Annotated in this window: 11 protein-coding genes and 1 pseudogene; 10 read left to right on the top strand and 2 right to left on the bottom strand. The window is 71.5% G+C overall.

Annotated elements, in window-relative coordinates:
- Positions 1–77 precede the first annotated feature (77 nt).
- Positions 78–1,286, top strand: coding sequence for a methionine adenosyltransferase (gene metK, locus ABD858_RS05245; RefSeq protein WP_345034904.1), 1,209 nt, complete (start codon positions 78–80; stop codon positions 1,284–1,286).
- 426 nt (positions 1,287–1,712) lie between these two features.
- A complete protein-coding gene (locus tag ABD858_RS05240; RefSeq protein WP_345034903.1) occupies positions 1,713–3,857 on the top strand; it encodes a primosomal protein N' in 2,145 nt (714 codons plus the stop codon).
- Positions 3,858–4,426: 569 nt separating this feature from the next.
- Here the strand turns inward: ABD858_RS05240 and ABD858_RS05235 are convergent.
- Positions 4,427–4,870 (bottom strand): hypothetical protein, encoded by a 444-nt coding sequence (locus ABD858_RS05235; protein ID WP_345034901.1) that lies wholly within the window; start codon positions 4,868–4,870, stop codon positions 4,427–4,429.
- Positions 4,871–5,092: 222 nt separating this feature from the next.
- Here ABD858_RS05235 and fmt point away from each other — a divergent pair, with 222 nt between their 5' ends.
- Together fmt and ABD858_RS05225 are read left to right on the top strand one after the other, a co-directional pair.
- Positions 5,093–6,037 (top strand): methionyl-tRNA formyltransferase, encoded by a 945-nt coding sequence (fmt, locus tag ABD858_RS05230; RefSeq protein WP_345034900.1) that lies wholly within the window; start codon positions 5,093–5,095, stop codon positions 6,035–6,037.
- A 37-nt stretch (positions 6,038–6,074) separates the two neighbouring features.
- Positions 6,075–7,499 carry an RsmB/NOP family class I SAM-dependent RNA methyltransferase gene (locus ABD858_RS05225; protein WP_345034899.1) on the top strand — a complete coding sequence of 475 codons (1,425 nt, stop codon included), beginning with the start codon at positions 6,075–6,077 and terminating at the stop codon, positions 7,497–7,499.
- 3 nt (positions 7,500–7,502) lie between these two features.
- Here the strand turns inward: ABD858_RS05225 and ABD858_RS05220 are convergent.
- Positions 7,503–7,777 (bottom strand): annotated as a pseudogene (locus tag ABD858_RS05220) (MarR family transcriptional regulator); the annotation flags it as partial.
- Between the two features lie 95 nt (positions 7,778–7,872).
- On the opposite strand from ABD858_RS05220, the gene rpe reads away from it, so the two are divergent.
- From rpe to ABD858_RS05190, 6 genes are all read left to right on the top strand, one after another.
- Positions 7,873–8,559, top strand: coding sequence for a ribulose-phosphate 3-epimerase (gene rpe, locus ABD858_RS05215; RefSeq protein WP_345034898.1), 687 nt, complete (start codon positions 7,873–7,875; stop codon positions 8,557–8,559).
- 93 nt (positions 8,560–8,652) lie between these two features.
- A complete protein-coding gene (locus tag ABD858_RS05210; protein WP_345044278.1) occupies positions 8,653–9,702 on the top strand; it encodes a sugar-binding transcriptional regulator in 1,050 nt (349 codons plus the stop codon).
- 156 nt (positions 9,703–9,858) lie between these two features.
- Positions 9,859–11,301 (top strand): GuaB1 family IMP dehydrogenase-related protein, encoded by a 1,443-nt coding sequence (locus ABD858_RS05205; RefSeq protein WP_345034897.1) that lies wholly within the window; start codon positions 9,859–9,861, stop codon positions 11,299–11,301.
- Between the two features lie 703 nt (positions 11,302–12,004).
- Positions 12,005–13,405, top strand: coding sequence for an amino acid permease (locus tag ABD858_RS05200; RefSeq protein WP_425586307.1), 1,401 nt, complete (start codon positions 12,005–12,007; stop codon positions 13,403–13,405).
- A 10-nt stretch (positions 13,406–13,415) separates the two neighbouring features.
- Entirely contained in the window at positions 13,416–13,871 is a 456-nt protein-coding gene (locus ABD858_RS05195) for an Lrp/AsnC family transcriptional regulator (protein ID WP_345034896.1), read from the top strand.
- 319 nt (positions 13,872–14,190) lie between these two features.
- A complete protein-coding gene (locus tag ABD858_RS05190; protein ID WP_345034895.1) occupies positions 14,191–15,027 on the top strand; it encodes a carbon-nitrogen hydrolase family protein in 837 nt (278 codons plus the stop codon).
- Positions 15,028–15,057 lie beyond the last annotated feature (30 nt).

Below are 15,057 nucleotides of genomic sequence, written 5' to 3'. Positions count from 1 at the left end.
TCGGAACGTCGCGGGGCGCAGCCCCCTGCCGGTCCGTCAATGATCAGCCAGCAGCCGCTGCAACCCCAGGGAGCATTGTGTCCCGTCGCCTGTTCACCTCGGAGTCCGTGACCGAAGGTCACCCCGACAAGATCGCTGACCAGATCAGCGACACCATCCTCGACGCGCTTCTCCGGGAGGACCCCGCTTCGCGTGTCGCCGTCGAGACGTTGATCACCACCGGCCTGGTCCATGTGGCCGGCGAGGTGACGACGAAGGCCTACGCCGACATCCCGACCCTCGTGCGCAACAAGATCCTGGAGATCGGCTACGACTCCTCGAAGAAGGGCTTCGACGGCGCCTCCTGCGGCGTGTCGGTGTCCATCGGCTCGCAGTCCCCGGACATCGCGCAGGGTGTCGACACGGCGTACGAGCACCGGGTCGAGGGCGACGAGGACGATCTCGACAGGCAGGGGGCGGGCGACCAGGGCCTGATGTTCGGCTACGCGTCCGACGAGACGCCCGAGCTGATGCCGCTGCCGATCTACCTCGCGCACCGGCTCTCCCGCCGTCTGTCCGAGGTCCGCAAGAACGGCACCATCCCCTACCTGCGTCCCGACGGCAAGACCCAGGTCACCATCGAGTACGACGGCGACAAGGCCGTCCGTCTCGACACGGTCGTGGTCTCCTCGCAGCACGCCTCCGACATCGACCTGGAGTCGCTGCTCGCGCCCGACATCCGCGAGTTCGTCGTCGAGTACGTCCTGAACCAGCTCGTCGAGGACGGCATCAAGCTGGAGACCGAGGGCTACCGGCTGCTGGTGAACCCGACCGGCCGCTTCGAGATCGGCGGTCCGATGGGTGACGCCGGCCTGACCGGCCGCAAGATCATCATCGACACGTACGGCGGCATGGCCCGCCACGGCGGCGGGGCCTTCTCCGGCAAGGACCCGTCGAAGGTGGACCGCTCGGCCGCATACGCGATGCGCTGGGTCGCCAAGAACGTCGTCGCGGCCGGCCTCGCCCGCCGCTGCGAGGTGCAGGTTGCCTACGCGATCGGCAAGGCCGAGCCGGTGGGCCTGTTCGTGGAGACCTTCGGTACCCACACGGTCGACGAGGAGAAGATCGCACAGGCCATCGCCCAGGTCTTCGACCTCCGCCCGGCCGCGATCATCCGCGACCTCGACCTGCTCCGCCCGATCTACGCCCAGACGGCGGCGTACGGCCACTTCGGCCGTGAGCTCCCCGACTTCACCTGGGAGCGCACCGACCGAGTGGACGCGCTGCGTGAGGCCGCGGGCCTGTAGGCGACACCGCTGAAGTGCGGGGACCCCAGACCGATAATCGGTCTGGGGTCCCCGCATATGCGCGCTACGCTGACGATCGCCCGGTGCGAAGGCGACGGTTACATCTGGAGCGAGGTCCTGTCCGGTCGGTCAGGCCGGATCAGTGAGCGCCCGCCGCAGAGCGGCTGGTGTCCCGGTGGTGCCGTGCATCGCAAGGCGGAGGAGGGAGTCCATGCGGTGGGGGCACCTCCCAGCGGTAGCTGGGGGACATCGGCGACCGACGACAACGCGGCGAGGTGCGGTGCCGGGCGTCGCGAGCCCGGCATGACCGGCCGGACGGGGCCTAGGCGCGAGCCTCGCAGTGAAGGGCCTCACCGCCGCCGATCCTGATCTCGGGCGGCACTCGCCCAGCCGCCACTGTCAGTGGCGTCTGGTAGGAATTTGGCTGTGAGCAGCGAGAACGAACACCCCGAGCGGTCCCAGGCGGGACCGCCGGAGCAGCTCGCGCTCATCCGGGAGACCGTGCGCACGACCAAGGTGCCCCGGGCCAAGCCGCGGACCTGGCGGGGCGCCGCCCTGGCCAAGGAGCTGCCCGTCGCGCGCGTCGTCGTGAACAAGGGCGTGCTGCATCTCGACCAGTTCTTCGACTACGCCGTGCCGGAGGAGCTGGACGCCGCTGCCCAGCCGGGTGTGCGGGTGCGGGTGCGGTTCGGGGCCGGGGCTCACCATGTGCGGGACGGGCGGCGCGAAGGCGGACGGCTGATCGACGGCTTCCTCGTCGAGCGCCGTGCCGAGTCCGACTACTCGGGCCCGCTGGCCGCGCTCGCCGATGTGGTCTCGCCCGAGCCGGTGCTCAGCGCCGAGCTGCTGGGGCTGGCGCGGGCCGTGGCCGACCGTTACGCGGGCAGCCTCGCCGATGTGCTCCAGCTCGCCGTTCCGCCGCGCAGCGCGAAGGCCGAGGCCAAGCCGTCCCCTGAGCCCCTGCCGCCGCCTGCCGCGCCCGAGCCGGGGACCTGGCAGCGGTACCCCAAGGGGGCCGCGTTCCTGCGGGCGCTGGCCGACGGAGGCTCGCCGCGGGCCGTGTGGACCGCGCTGCCCGGACCGCACTGGGCGGAGGAGACGGCCCGGGCAGTCGGCGCGACGCTCGCTTCCGGCCGGGGCGCCCTGGTCGTCGTACCCGACGGGCGGGCGGCGGCACGGGTGGACCACGCGCTCACTGCGCTGCTCGGCGAGGGCCGGCATGTGCTGCTGACGGCCGAGGCGGGGCCGGAGAAGAGATACCGGCAGTGGCTGGCCGTGCGGCGCGGCTCGGTACGGGCCGTCGTCGGGACCCGGGCTGCGATGTTCGCCCCCGTGCGCGACCTCGGCCTGGTGGTCATATGGGACGACGGGGACTCCAGCCACAGTGAGCCGCATGCCCCGTTGCCGCATGCGCGTGAGGTGTTGCTGCTGCGTGCCGCCCACGACAGGACCGGCTTCCTGCTGGGGAGTACGAGCTGCACGGTGGAGGCTGCGCAGCTCGTCGAGAGCGGCTGGGCACTGCCGCTCTCCGCCAACCGGGAGCAGGTGCGGATCGTGGCGCCGCTCGTCCGTACGGTCGGGGACGGCGATCTGGCCCGCGACGAGGCCGCCCGGGCGGCCAGGCTGCCCTCGCTGGCCTGGCAGACCGTGCGCGACGGGCTCAAGAGCGGCCCGGTGCTCGTACAGGTGCCGCGGAGGGGGTACGTACCGCGCCTGGCCTGCGAGCGGTGCCGTACTCCCGCGCGATGCGCGCACTGTGCGGGCCCCTTGGAGGCGCCCGACGAGCGGGAGCTGCACTGCGGGTGGTGCGGACGTTCCACGGACGGCTGGCACTGCGCGGAGTGCGGCTCCGCCCGGCTGCGGGCCCAGATCGTCGGTGCTCGCCGCACCGCGGAGGAGCTCGGCAGGGCTTTCCCGGCGGTGCCCGTGCGCACGTCCGGCCGCGACCATGTGCTGGACAGCGTGCCCGGGCGGCCGGCCCTGGTCGTCAGTACGCCGGGCGCCGAGCCCGTCGCCGACGGCGGGTACGCGGCCGCGCTGCTGCTCGACGGCTGGGCGATGCTCGGCCGCCCCGATCTGCGCGCGGGCGAGGAGGCGCTGCGCCGCTGGATGGGCGCCGCGTCCCTGGTCCGGGGCCAGGGCGAGGGTGGCACCGTGGTGGTCGTCGCCGAGCCGACGCTGCGGCCCGTGCAGGCGTTAGTGCGCTGGGACCCCGTCGGGCATGCTCTGCGCGAACTCGCGGAGCGCGCGGAGCTGGGCTTTCCGCCGGTCTCCCGGATGGCGGCGGTCACCGGACGGCCGGAGGCGGTGGCCGCGCTGCTGTCCGCCGCGGCACTGCCGGCCGACGCGGAGGTGCTCGGGCCGGTGCCGCTGCCGGCGCCGGACCCGGCCCGGCCGCGGCGGCCCGGCGAGCCTCCGGTGGGGGAGCAGTGGGAGCGCGCGCTGGTCCGCGTCCCGCCGGGCAGCGGGGCGGCGCTGGCCGCCGCGCTGAAGGCCGCGCAGGCGTCCCGCTTGGCGCGCGGCGCCGCGGAGCCGGTCCGGATCCGCGTCGACCCGCCGGACATCGGCTGACGGTGCGTGCCCGTGCGGTGGCGGTGTTGCCGGTCTCCGTCCTGGCTGGCCTTGGGGCACCCCCAGCGGTGGCTGGGGGGAAGTGGCTGGGGGAGTGTTCCTCAGGCGCCGGACGGGCTGGTGGGGGTTGCTGCCGGTTGCCGGGTGCGGCCCGGGGCTGCTGCCGTTGCCGGGTGCCGCTCCGGGAGTACGGTCCGGGCCGGGCATGATGTACGCCGCGCGATCGTGTGGTCCGTGGAGTTGACCTGGTCCTTCGCGCGTCACACATCACGTTTTACGGCCCGGCCGGCACCCCCTGCGCGGCCCCCTTCGGCTGCTGCCCGGTTGGGGGCAGTACCGGACCGCCGGCTGCACCCGAACGAGCCCGTCCGGCGTTTGAGGACGGACGCACCGGTCAAGTGCACGAAGCGCGGCAACCCCTGGGCCCGGCCGGCGCCTGCTGCGCGTCCCCCTTCGGCTGCTGCCCGGTCGTGGGCACTCGTTCCGCAGGGCCGACTACCGCCGGGAGACGCCTCACAGCGGTGGGGTGCCCGCGAGCGATGCCGGCCGGGGGTGACCCCCTCCGGATGTCAGCCGTGGCGGGGGCCTGGGAGGGTGCCTGCCGCAGTGACCGGGAGCGTGCGTGTCACCGTGCCCTCGGCCGGGCGTTCGGCCTCGGCCGTCGTGGCGCGGCGGGTGCCGTAACGGCGGTGCACCGCCTGCTTGGTGACCCCGAGCGCGGAGCCCACCGCGTCCCAGGAGAAGCCCAGGGAGCGGTCGAAGTCGACGGCCGCGGTCACCAAGGTCTCGATGCTGTCCCGCAGTTCCTGGGCGAGACGGACGGTGGGGGCCGGGGCCCGGCCGTAGACGACGAAGCCCGTGGACGGGCCGGAGCGCCGCGGCCGGTAGACGTTGCCCAGTTGGGCGGTGAGGGTGCGCAGTGCGTCCACCTGCCGGCGGACCCGCTCGATGTCCCGCACCAACAGGTGCAGGCTGGCCCTGGCTTGGGCGTCGTGGGTTGCGTGGTCGGCCATGAAACAAGCCTCTCGAACCGGCGTTGAAGGGGGGCCGCATCGTTCGTTCGCGGCCCGTCGGTCAATCTCTCTTGACCAAACGCGCCAGCCGCGAAAGTGGTCACGGTCCAGGGGCGTATGGGCATATGCGCAGGGCGCGCGGGTGCTCGTACGCCCCCTTCCGCGCGGGCCATAGACTGGTGCGCCGCAGCACATTCCCGGCCGGAGAGGCAGTCAGCACCCATGAAGCTCGTCTTCGCAGGCACCCCCGAGGTCGCCGTACCCGCCCTGGACGCCCTGATCGCCTCCGGCCGGCATGAGGTGGCCGCGGTCGTCACCCGGCCCGACGCGCCCGCGGGGCGTGGGCGGAGGCTGGTGGCCAGCCCGGTCGCGCAGCGGGCCGAGGAGGCCGGGATCGAGGTGCTCAAGCCCGCGAAGCCGAGGGACGAGGAGTTCCTGGCGCGGTTGCGGGAGATCGCCCCGGACTGCTGTCCGGTCGTCGCGTACGGTGCGCTGCTGCCCAAGGTGGCCTTGGACATCCCCGCGCACGGCTGGGTGAACCTGCACTTCTCGCTGCTGCCGGCCTGGCGCGGCGCCGCGCCCGTGCAGCACGCGGTCATGGCGGGCGACGAGATCACCGGCGCCTCGACCTTCCTGATCGAGGAGGGGCTGGACTCGGGTCCGGTGTACGGAACGGTCACCGAGCAGGTGCGGAACACCGACACCAGCGGTGACCTGCTGACCCGGCTCGCCTTCGCGGGCGCGGGGCTGCTCGCCGCGACGATGGACGGCATCGAGGACGGAACCCTCAAGGCTGTGCCGCAGCCCGCCGACGGCATCTCGCTCGCGCCGAAGATCACCGTCGAGGACGCCCAGATCGACTGGGCCGCCCCGGCCCTCCGGGTGGACCGGGTGGTGCGCGGCTGCACGCCCGCGCCGGGTGCCTGGACGGTCTTCCGCGGTGAGCGGCTGAAGCTCATCCAGGTCGCACCGGTGCCGGATCGCACGGAGCTGTTTCCCGGCGAGCTCTCGGCGGCGAAGAACAACGTGTACGCGGGCACCGGCTCGCACGCCGTCGAGCTGATGTGGGTCCAGCCGCAGGGCAAGAAGCCGATGCGCGGCGCGGACTGGGCGCGTGGTGTGCGTATTGCCCCGGGCGAGCGGCTGACCGTCGCGGACGTAGTCTGAAAGGGATCACCTTTCTTTCCTCTTCCGCGGAGCACCTTTGAACGACCAGGCTCGTCGCCGTCCCCACAAGCCGTACCGCCGCCCCCAGAAGGACCCGGTCCGGATCCTTGCCTTCGAGGCCCTGCGCGCCGTGGACGAGCGTGACGCGTACGCGAATCTCGTGTTGCCGCCGCTGCTGAGGAAGGCGCGTGAGAAGGAGGGCTTCGACGCCCGGGACGCGGCGTTCGCCACTGAGCTGGTGTACGGGACGCTGCGCCGGCAGGGCACCTACGACGCGATCGTCTCGGCATGCGTCGACCGCCCGCTGCGCGAGGTGGATCCGCCGGTACTGGACGTCCTCGGCCTCGGAGTGCACCAGCTGCTGGGCACGCGTATCCCCTCGCACGCGGCGGTGTCGGCCACGGTGGAGCTGGCCCGGGTGGTGCTGGGCGACGGACGGGCCAAGTTCGTCAACGCCGTCCTGCGCAAGGTCGCGCAGGACGATCTGGACGGCTGGCTGGAGCGCGTCGCGCCGCCGTACGACGAGGACCCCGAGGACCACCTCGCCGTCGTCCACTCGCATCCCCGCTGGGTCGTCTCGGCACTGTGGGACGCCCTCGGCGGCGGCCGGGCGGGCATCGAGGACCTGCTGGAGGCGGACAACGAGCGGCCCGAGGTGACGCTCGTGGCCCGGCCGGGCCGGTCCACCACGGAGGAACTGCTGACGATCGAGGCCACCGAGCCCGGCCGCTGGTCGCCGTACGCCGTGCGGCTGACCGAGGGCGGTGAGCCCGGCGCGCTGGAGGCGGTGCACGAGGGCCGTGCGGGCGTCCAGGACGAGGGAAGTCAGCTCGTCGCGATCGCCCTGGCCAACGCGCCGCTGGACGGCCCCGACAAGCGGTGGCTCGACGGCTGTGCCGGCCCCGGCGGCAAGGCAGCCCTGCTGGGCGCCATGGCCGCCGAGCGGGGCGCAGCGCTGCTGGCTTCCGAGAAGCAGCCGCACCGCGCCCGGCTGGTCGAGCGGGCGCTGCACGGCAACCCCGGCCCGTACCAGGTGATCGCGGCCGACGGCACCCGCCCGCCGTGGTATCCGGGCACCTTCGACCGGGTCCTGATGGACGTCCCGTGCTCGGGCCTGGGTGCGCTGCGACGGCGCCCGGAGGCACGCTGGCGGCGCCGCCCCGAGGATCTGGAGGGCTTCGCCCCGCTGCAGCGGGCGCTGCTGCGCGAGGCACTGAACGCGGTGCGGGTCGGCGGTGTCGTCGGCTACGCCACCTGCTCCCCGCATCTCGCGGAGACCCGGATCGTGGTGGAGGACGTGCTCAGGGGCCGCGGCGGCAGTCCGGTCGAGGCGGAGTGGATCGACGCCCGTCCGCTGATGCCCGGAGTCCCGGCGCTGGGTGACGGGCCCGACGTGCAGCTGTGGCCGCATCTGCACGGTACGGACGCGATGTATCTGGCGCTGCTGCGCCGTACGGCGTGAATCTCAGTCGCGCGGCCAGGGGTGTCCGTCCAGGCGCTCGTTGTCGCGGTTGAGGCGGCCGAGAAGCTCTGCGAGCTCGGCCGTCTCCTCGGGGGCGCAGTCCGCCATGACGCGCGCCAGGCCGCTGAGGTTCGCGGCGCGGTCGGCGTCCAGGCGGCGCTCGCCTTCGGCGGTCATGACGAACTCGCGGGCGATGCCCCGTCGGGGTCGGCGGCCCTGAGCATGGCGGCCGTCCGGCGGTTGAGGGTGCCGCACCCGCCGCCGGAATCCTCCGAGACGGGGGCAGCGGCTTGAACGGACTTCCGCGGGCCGCCGGGGGCCAAAGCTCCGTACCGGCCAACGGAGTGTCCGCGGGGCATGGCAGTCTTGGGGCATGGCCGTGCAGATCAACCCCAGCATCCTGTCCGCCGACTTCGCGCGGCTCGCCGACGAGGCCAAGGCCGTCGAGGGCGCCGACTGGCTCCATGTCGATGTCATGGACAACCACTTCGTGCCCAACCTCACCCTCGGCGTCCCGGTCGTGGAGTCCCTCAGCAGGGCGACGGACACCCCGCTGGACTGCCATCTGATGATCGAGAACCCGGACCGCTGGGCTCCGCAGTACGTCGAGGCGGGGGCCGGCTCGGTCACCTTCCATGTGGAGGCGGCCGCTGCCCCGGTGCGGCTGGCGCGCGAGATCCGGGCCAAGGGCGCGCGTGCCTCCATGGCGCTGCGGCCGGCGACGCCCATCGAGCCTTACGAGGACCTGCTCCCCGAGCTCGACATGCTCCTGATCATGACGGTGGAGCCGGGCTTCGGCGGCCAGGCGTTCCTGGACATCATGCTGCCCAAGATCCGCCGCACCCGGGAGCTCCTCACCAAGCACGGCCTCGAACTGTGGCTGCAGGTCGACGGAGGCGTCTCCGAGTCCACCATTGAACTGTGCGCGGACGCCGGCGCCGACGTCTTCGTCGCCGGATCCGCCGTGTACGGGGCCGAGGACCCGGCGCAGGCGGTGCGCGCACTGCGTGCGAAGGCCGAGCAGGCCACCGCCTCCGCGGCATGGGCCTGCGTCCACTGAGCCACAGCTCGATGAACGGAGCCCAACAGGGCTGATCAAGCACCTCTGGATCTGACAGGATGAAGTCGAGTCCAGGGTGTGAACCAGCACAGTGTGAACAGCAGTGAGGAGATCGCGGTGTCTGCAATGTCGGCGGGACGTCCAGCCCTGCGGATGGGACCCGCGGAGCTGGTGCAGGCGGCGGCCATGGCACGCCGCTTCTACCTCGAGGGCAAGTCCAAGATCCAGATCGCGGAGGAGTTCGGAGTCAGTCGCTTCAAGGTCGCGCGGGTACTGGAAACCGCTCTCGAGCGCGACCTCGTACGGATCGAGATCCGGGTCCCCGCCGAACTGGACGCGGAGCGCTCCGACGCGCTCCGGGCTCGCTACGGACTGCGGCACGCGGTCGTCGTCGAGGCCCCGGCCGATGCCGCGGAGGAATCACCGGACCCGGAGAACCTGGGCGCCGTCGCCGCCGATCTGCTCGGTGAACTGGTGAACGAGGGCGATGTGCTGGGCCTGGCCTGGGGCCGGTCCACCATCCATATGGCCGCCGCCCTCCACCGGCTGCCGCCGTGCACCGTCGTCCAGCTCACGGGCGTCTACGACGCGGGCACCGCGGAGCGCGGCTCGGTCGAGGCCGTGCGCCGTGCCGCCCAGGTGTCCGGGGGAGAGGCCCACCCCATCTACGCCCCGATGCTGCTGCCGGACCCGGCGACCGCCGCCGCCCTGCGCAACCAGACCGGTATCGCCCGGGCCTTCGAGTACTTCGACAAGGTCACGGTCGCGTGTGTGTCGATCGGCTCCTGGGAACCCGGCATCTCCACCGTGCACGACATGCTCACCGACGAGGAACGCGCCCATTACGCCTCGCTGGGCGTCGCCGCCGAGATGTCCGCCCACCTCTTCGACACCGAGGGCCGTCGGGTCGGACGTGACCTGGGCGAGCGCTGCATCACGGTCGAGGCCGACCGGCTGCGCCGTATCCCCGAGGTGGTCGCGATCGCCGGCGGCCACCGCAAGGCCGCGGCGATCGGGGCCGTACTGCGCTCCGGCCTGGTGACCAGCCTGGTCACGGACACGGCGGCCGCGGACTTCCTGCTGCACGAGACGGGCCCGGGTCCGCGTCCGGCCCTGGACCGCGCAGACCCGGACGGGGACTGACCGGCGAGTCTTCGGAGGATCGCACAAGCGCACCCCCTGTGACCTGGACGATTGTCCCCTGGGGTTCTGGGGTACGCCCATGGGAAAATGAAGTACGTGCGTTTTCCCCCGGCCGTACCCCCGGGGGTACCTCCGATTGACTGGGATGTTCTGCACGTGCGTTTCCTCAATGACATCAAGCCGCCGTACGACCTGACGTACGACGATGTGTTCATGGTGCCGAGCCGCTCCGCGGTCGGCTCCCGCCAGGGCGTGGACCTGGCGTCGCCCGACGGCACGGGCACGACCATCCCACTCGTCGTGGCGAACATGACCGCGATCGCGGGCCGCCGCATGGCCGAGACCGTGGCCCGCCGCGGCGGCCTCGTGGTCATCCCCCAGGACATCCCGATCGACGTCGTCACCGACGTCATCTCCTGGGTCAAGACCCGCCACCTGGTCCTCGACACCCCGATCGTGCTGACCCCGCACCAGACGGTCGCCGACGCGCTGTCGCTGCTGCCCAAGCGGGCACACAACGCGGGTGTCGTCGTCGACGGTGACCACCGCCCGGTCGGTGTCGTCACCGAGCACGACCTGTCGGGTGTGGACCGATTCACGCAGCTGTCCGAGGTCATGACCAAGGACCTGCTGCTCCTCGACGCGGACATCGAGCCGCGCGAGGCCTTCAACACGCTCGACAACGCCAACCGCAAGCTCGCGCCGGCCATCGACGAGGACGGCAAGCTCGTCGGCATCCTGACCCGCAAGGGCGCGCTGCGCGCGACGCTGTACAAGCCCGCCGTGGACGCCGGGGGCAGGCTGCGCATCGCCGCCGCCGTCGGCATCAACGGCGACTTCGTGGGCAAGGCCAAGCAGCTCCTCGACGCGGGCGTGGACACGCTCGTCATCGACACCGCGCACGGCCACCAGGAGTCGATGATCGCCGCGATCAAGGCGGTCCGCGGGCTCGACCCGCAGGTGCCGATCGTGGCGGGCAACGTCGTGGCCGCCGAGGGAGTCCGTGACCTCATCGAGGCCGGCGCGGACATCGTCAAGGTCGGTGTGGGCCCCGGCGCCATGTGCACCACCCGCATGATGACCGGCGTGGGCCGGCCACAGTTCTCCGCGGTGCTGGAGTGCGCGGCCGAGGCCAAGAAGTACGGCAAGCACGTCTGGGCGGACGGTGGTGTCCGTCACCCGCGTGATGTCGCCATGGCGCTCGCCGCCGGGGCGTCCAACGTCATGGTCGGCTCCTGGTTCGCCGGTACGTACGAGTCGCCCGGCGACCTTCAGCACACCGCCGACGGCCGCCCGTACAAGGAGTCCTTCGGCATGGCCTCCGCTCGTGCGGTGCAGAACCGCACCAGCGAGGAGTCGGCCTACGACCGTGCCCGCAAGGGCCTGTTCGAGGAGGGCATCTCCACCTCGCGGATGTTCCTGGACCCGGCCCGTCCGGGCGTGGAGGACCTGATCGACTCGATCATCGCGGGCGTCCGCTCCTCCTGCACGTACGCCGGCGCGAGCTCCCTGGCGGAGTTTGCGGAGAGGGCGATCGTCGGCATCCAGAGTGCCGCCGGATACGCCGAGGGCAAGCCGCTGCACGCCAGTTGGAGCTAGTGCTGCGGCCGGAAAGGTTTGCCGGGAAGCTCGCGGCTCCCCCAGCTACCTCCCCCAGCTACCTCCCCCAGCTACCTCCCCCAGCTACCTCCCCCAGCTACCGCTGGGGGTGCCCCCGGGGTGCCCCCAGAGGTGCCCCCAGGTGCGGTGCATCGCAAGGCGGAGGATCGCAGCTCGTACTTGGCCGTACTCGCGCGATTCGACAACGATGGGGGCCCCTCCCGTGCCCGAAGGGCTACGGGAGAAGTGCCGTGCCGGGGGTCGCGAGCTGGTGAACCTTTCCGGTTACAGCACTAGCTCGGTCCGCCCTTCCTGAAGGCCCCCGCGCACCGCGCGGGGGCCTTACGCGTACCCCCGTTCCGGACACGTCCGAAAGGGCCCCGACGCACTGATCGACCGGAGACGCGCAACAAATACCCATCCAGAGGATTTGCGTGCAATGATTGTTCGCTGATAAGCATGGTTGCTGCATTACGAGCGGGAACTGCAAGCCAACAAGGTTCTCGCCATACGTGGAGTGGCGGGACCGCCTGCTCGACGGTCCGCACCCTCAGGGCTCACCCATCCGCTGCCTGGAGGCGGGCCGTCGCGGTCGCCGTTTCGAGAGGCAGCGATAAGGAGCCTTTTAGTGCTGGACAGCAAGACCGCCCCGCCCTCCGTCGGAACGGAGTCGGCCGCCGTCACCCGGCCGAGCCTTGCGATCTTGCGTCGCAAGCCCGTGGAACGGCTGGTCGCGGAGGGTGGCCAGGGTGAGGGCGGCTCCCTTCGCCGCTCCCTGACCATGTGGCAGCTGACGATGATCAGCATCGGTGCGACCCTCGGCACCGGCATCTTCGTCGTCCTGGGTGAGGCCGCTCCGCTGGCCGGTCCGGCGGTCACCATCTCGTTCGTCATAGCGGGACTGACTGCTCTGTTCTCCGCTCTGTCGTACGCGGAGCTGGCCGGCTCCATCCCCGTTTCCGGCTCCTCGTACTCGTATGCGTACGCAACGATGGGTGAGCTCATCGCCTGGATCTGCGGCTGGTGCCTGGTCCTGGAGTACGCGGTGTCGGTCTCGGCCGTTGCGGTCGGCTGGGGCCAGTACCTGAACGAGTTGCTCGAGGGCACCATCGGGGTGACCATCCCGCAGGCGGTCTCCGCCCCACTCGGCGAAGGCGGATTCGTCAACCTCCCCGCCCTGATCGTGGTCCTGCTGGCCATGGTCTTCCTGATGGGCGGCGCGAAGGAGAGCGCGCGGATCAACACGATCATGGTCACGGTGAAGATCGTGACGTTGCTGCTCTTCATCGGCATCGGTTTCATGGGTATCAAGGCCGGCAACTACGCCCCGCTCGCCCCGCTCGGCGTCACCGGCATCAGCGCCGCCGCGGCCACACTGTTCTTCTCGTACATCGGCTTCGACGCTGCCTCCACCGCCGGCGAGGAGGCCAAGAACCCCAAGCGGGACCTGCCGCGCGCGATCATGCTGTCGCTGCTGATCGTCACGGTGCTGTACTGCGTGGTCGCGCTGGTCGCCGTCGGCGCCATGCCGTGGCAGGACTTCAAGGGCACCGAGGCCGCGCTCGCCCAGATCATGACGGACGTCACCGGCCAGAGCTTCTGGGGTGTCGTGCTTGCGGCCGGCGCGGTCGTGGCCATCGCCAGCGTCGTCTTCGCCGTGCTCTACGGCCAGACCCGCATCCTCTTCGCGATGTCCCGCGACGGCCTGATCCCGAAGGTCTTCGCGAAGGTCAACCCGAAGACCGGCGCACCGCGGGCCAACACCGTGATCGTCTCGCTCTTCTGCGGTACCCTCGCCGCGTTCATCCCGCTGGGCGAGCTGGCCAACGCCACCAGCATCGGCACGCTCTTCGCCTTCGCCCTGGTCAACGTCGCCGTCATCATCCTGCGCTACAAGCGACCCGAGATGAACCGCACCTTCAAGGTGATGCTCTTCCCGGTCACCCCGATCCTGGGCTTCGGCTTCTGCGCCTACCTGATGTACAGCCTTCCGGGCATCACCTGGCTGTGGTTCGCCGGCTGGATGGTCCTGGGTCTCGTGTTCTACTTCCTGTACGGCATCCGCCGCTCACGACTGGCCACCGAAGCCACTGCAGAAAAGTGATCCACCCCCCGTGCGACTGAACGATCTCGACGAACGCATCGTCCACGCCCTCGCCGAGGACGCCCGCCGCTCCTACGCCGACATCGGCTCCCTGGTCGGGCTCTCCGCTCCCGCGGTGAAGCGCCGGGTGGACCGGCTGCGGGCGGAGGGAGCCATCACCGGCTTCACCGTCCGCGTCGACCCCGCGGCGCTGGGCTGGGAGACCGAGGGGTACATCGAGATCTTCGCACGGAGCAACACCTCGCCCGAGACCATCCAGCGTGGCCTCGAGCGCTACCCGGAAGTCGCGTCCGCCTCCACTGTCACCGGCGAGGCGGACGCGATCGTCCAGATCTTCGCCTCCGACATGCGCCACTTCGAGCGTGTGCTGGAGCGCATCGCGGGCGAGCCGTTCGTGGAGCGCACCAAGTCCGTGCTGGTGCTCTCGCCGCTGCTGCGTCGCTTTTCGTCGGGGTCGCCGGCGTAGGGCGTCCTCCGCGAGGCCGGCCTGGGGGCTGCCGGTTGCCTGCCGGATGCGGGGTGCCGGCGCGCGTCACGCCCGAGCTGGTTGCCGGTCTCCGTGCGGGTTGGCCTGGGGGCACCTCTGGGGCACCCCCGGATGGGGATGGCCGGCCGTACGGCCGGGGTAGCAGACCGCGTGCCGCGCAATGAATCACCGCGGAGGCCCCGGGATGCGCAATGAATCGCGCGGCGCTGCGCAACGGTGGAATCTTGTCCGGGCAGATCCCGGGACCGTACGGTTTTAGCCGTCCCCCGAACCCCCTTCGCACCGCCGAGGTCTGCCCATGACGCCGCTCCGCACCGCCCTGCTCCAGAGCTCCGGCCGTCCGGGCGATGTCGCCGAGAACCTCAAGGTGCTGGACGAGGCCGCGGGCCGTGCGGCGGCGGCGGGGGCCGGGCTGCTGGTCACCTCGGAGATGTTCCTGACCGGTTACGCCATCGGCGAGGGCGTGCACCGGCTGGCCGAGGCGGCGGACGGCCCATCCGCGCAGGCAGTCGCCGAGATCGCGGTACGCCATGGGCTGGCGGTGCTCTACGCCTACCCGGAGCGTGGCGGCGAGCGAAGCGAGATGGGGGTCCCCCCGGCCGAAGGCCGGGGGATGGTCTACAACGCGGCCCAGCTGATCGGCGCGGACGGGGCGCGTCTGGCGAACTACCGCAAGACGCACCTCTTCGGCGGCTTCGAGCGCGAGTGGTTCACGCCGGGCGACCAGCCGGTCGTCCAGGCCGAGCTGAACGGCCTCCGTGTCGGGATCATGATCTGCTACGACGTGGAATTCCCGGAGAACGTCCGGGCGCACGCCCTCGCGGGTACGGACCTGCTGCTGGTGCCCACCGCCCAGATGCATCCGTTCCAGTTCGTCGCCGAGTCCCTCGTCCCGGTCCGGGCCGTCGAGAGCCAGATGTACATCGCGTACGTCAACCGGACCGGACCCGAGGGCGAGTTCGAATTCGTCGGGCTGAGCTGCCTGGCAGGGCCGGACGGCACCGTCCGCGCCCGGGCCGGCCGTGGTGAGGAGCTGGTGTTCGGCGAGGCCGACCCGGCCTTCCTCAGCGCCTCGCGGGAGAACTACCCGTATCTGCAGGACCGCCGCTCCGAGCTCTACTCCTCCCTGAGCTGAGCGCCCGCCTCTCCCGCCACCCCCCTTCTT

Source organism: Streptomyces sannanensis (assembly GCF_039536205.1).
GTDB classification, from domain to species: domain Bacteria; phylum Actinomycetota; class Actinomycetes; order Streptomycetales; family Streptomycetaceae; genus Streptomyces; species Streptomyces sannanensis.
This window is presented reverse-complemented; position numbering and strand designations above follow the sequence as displayed.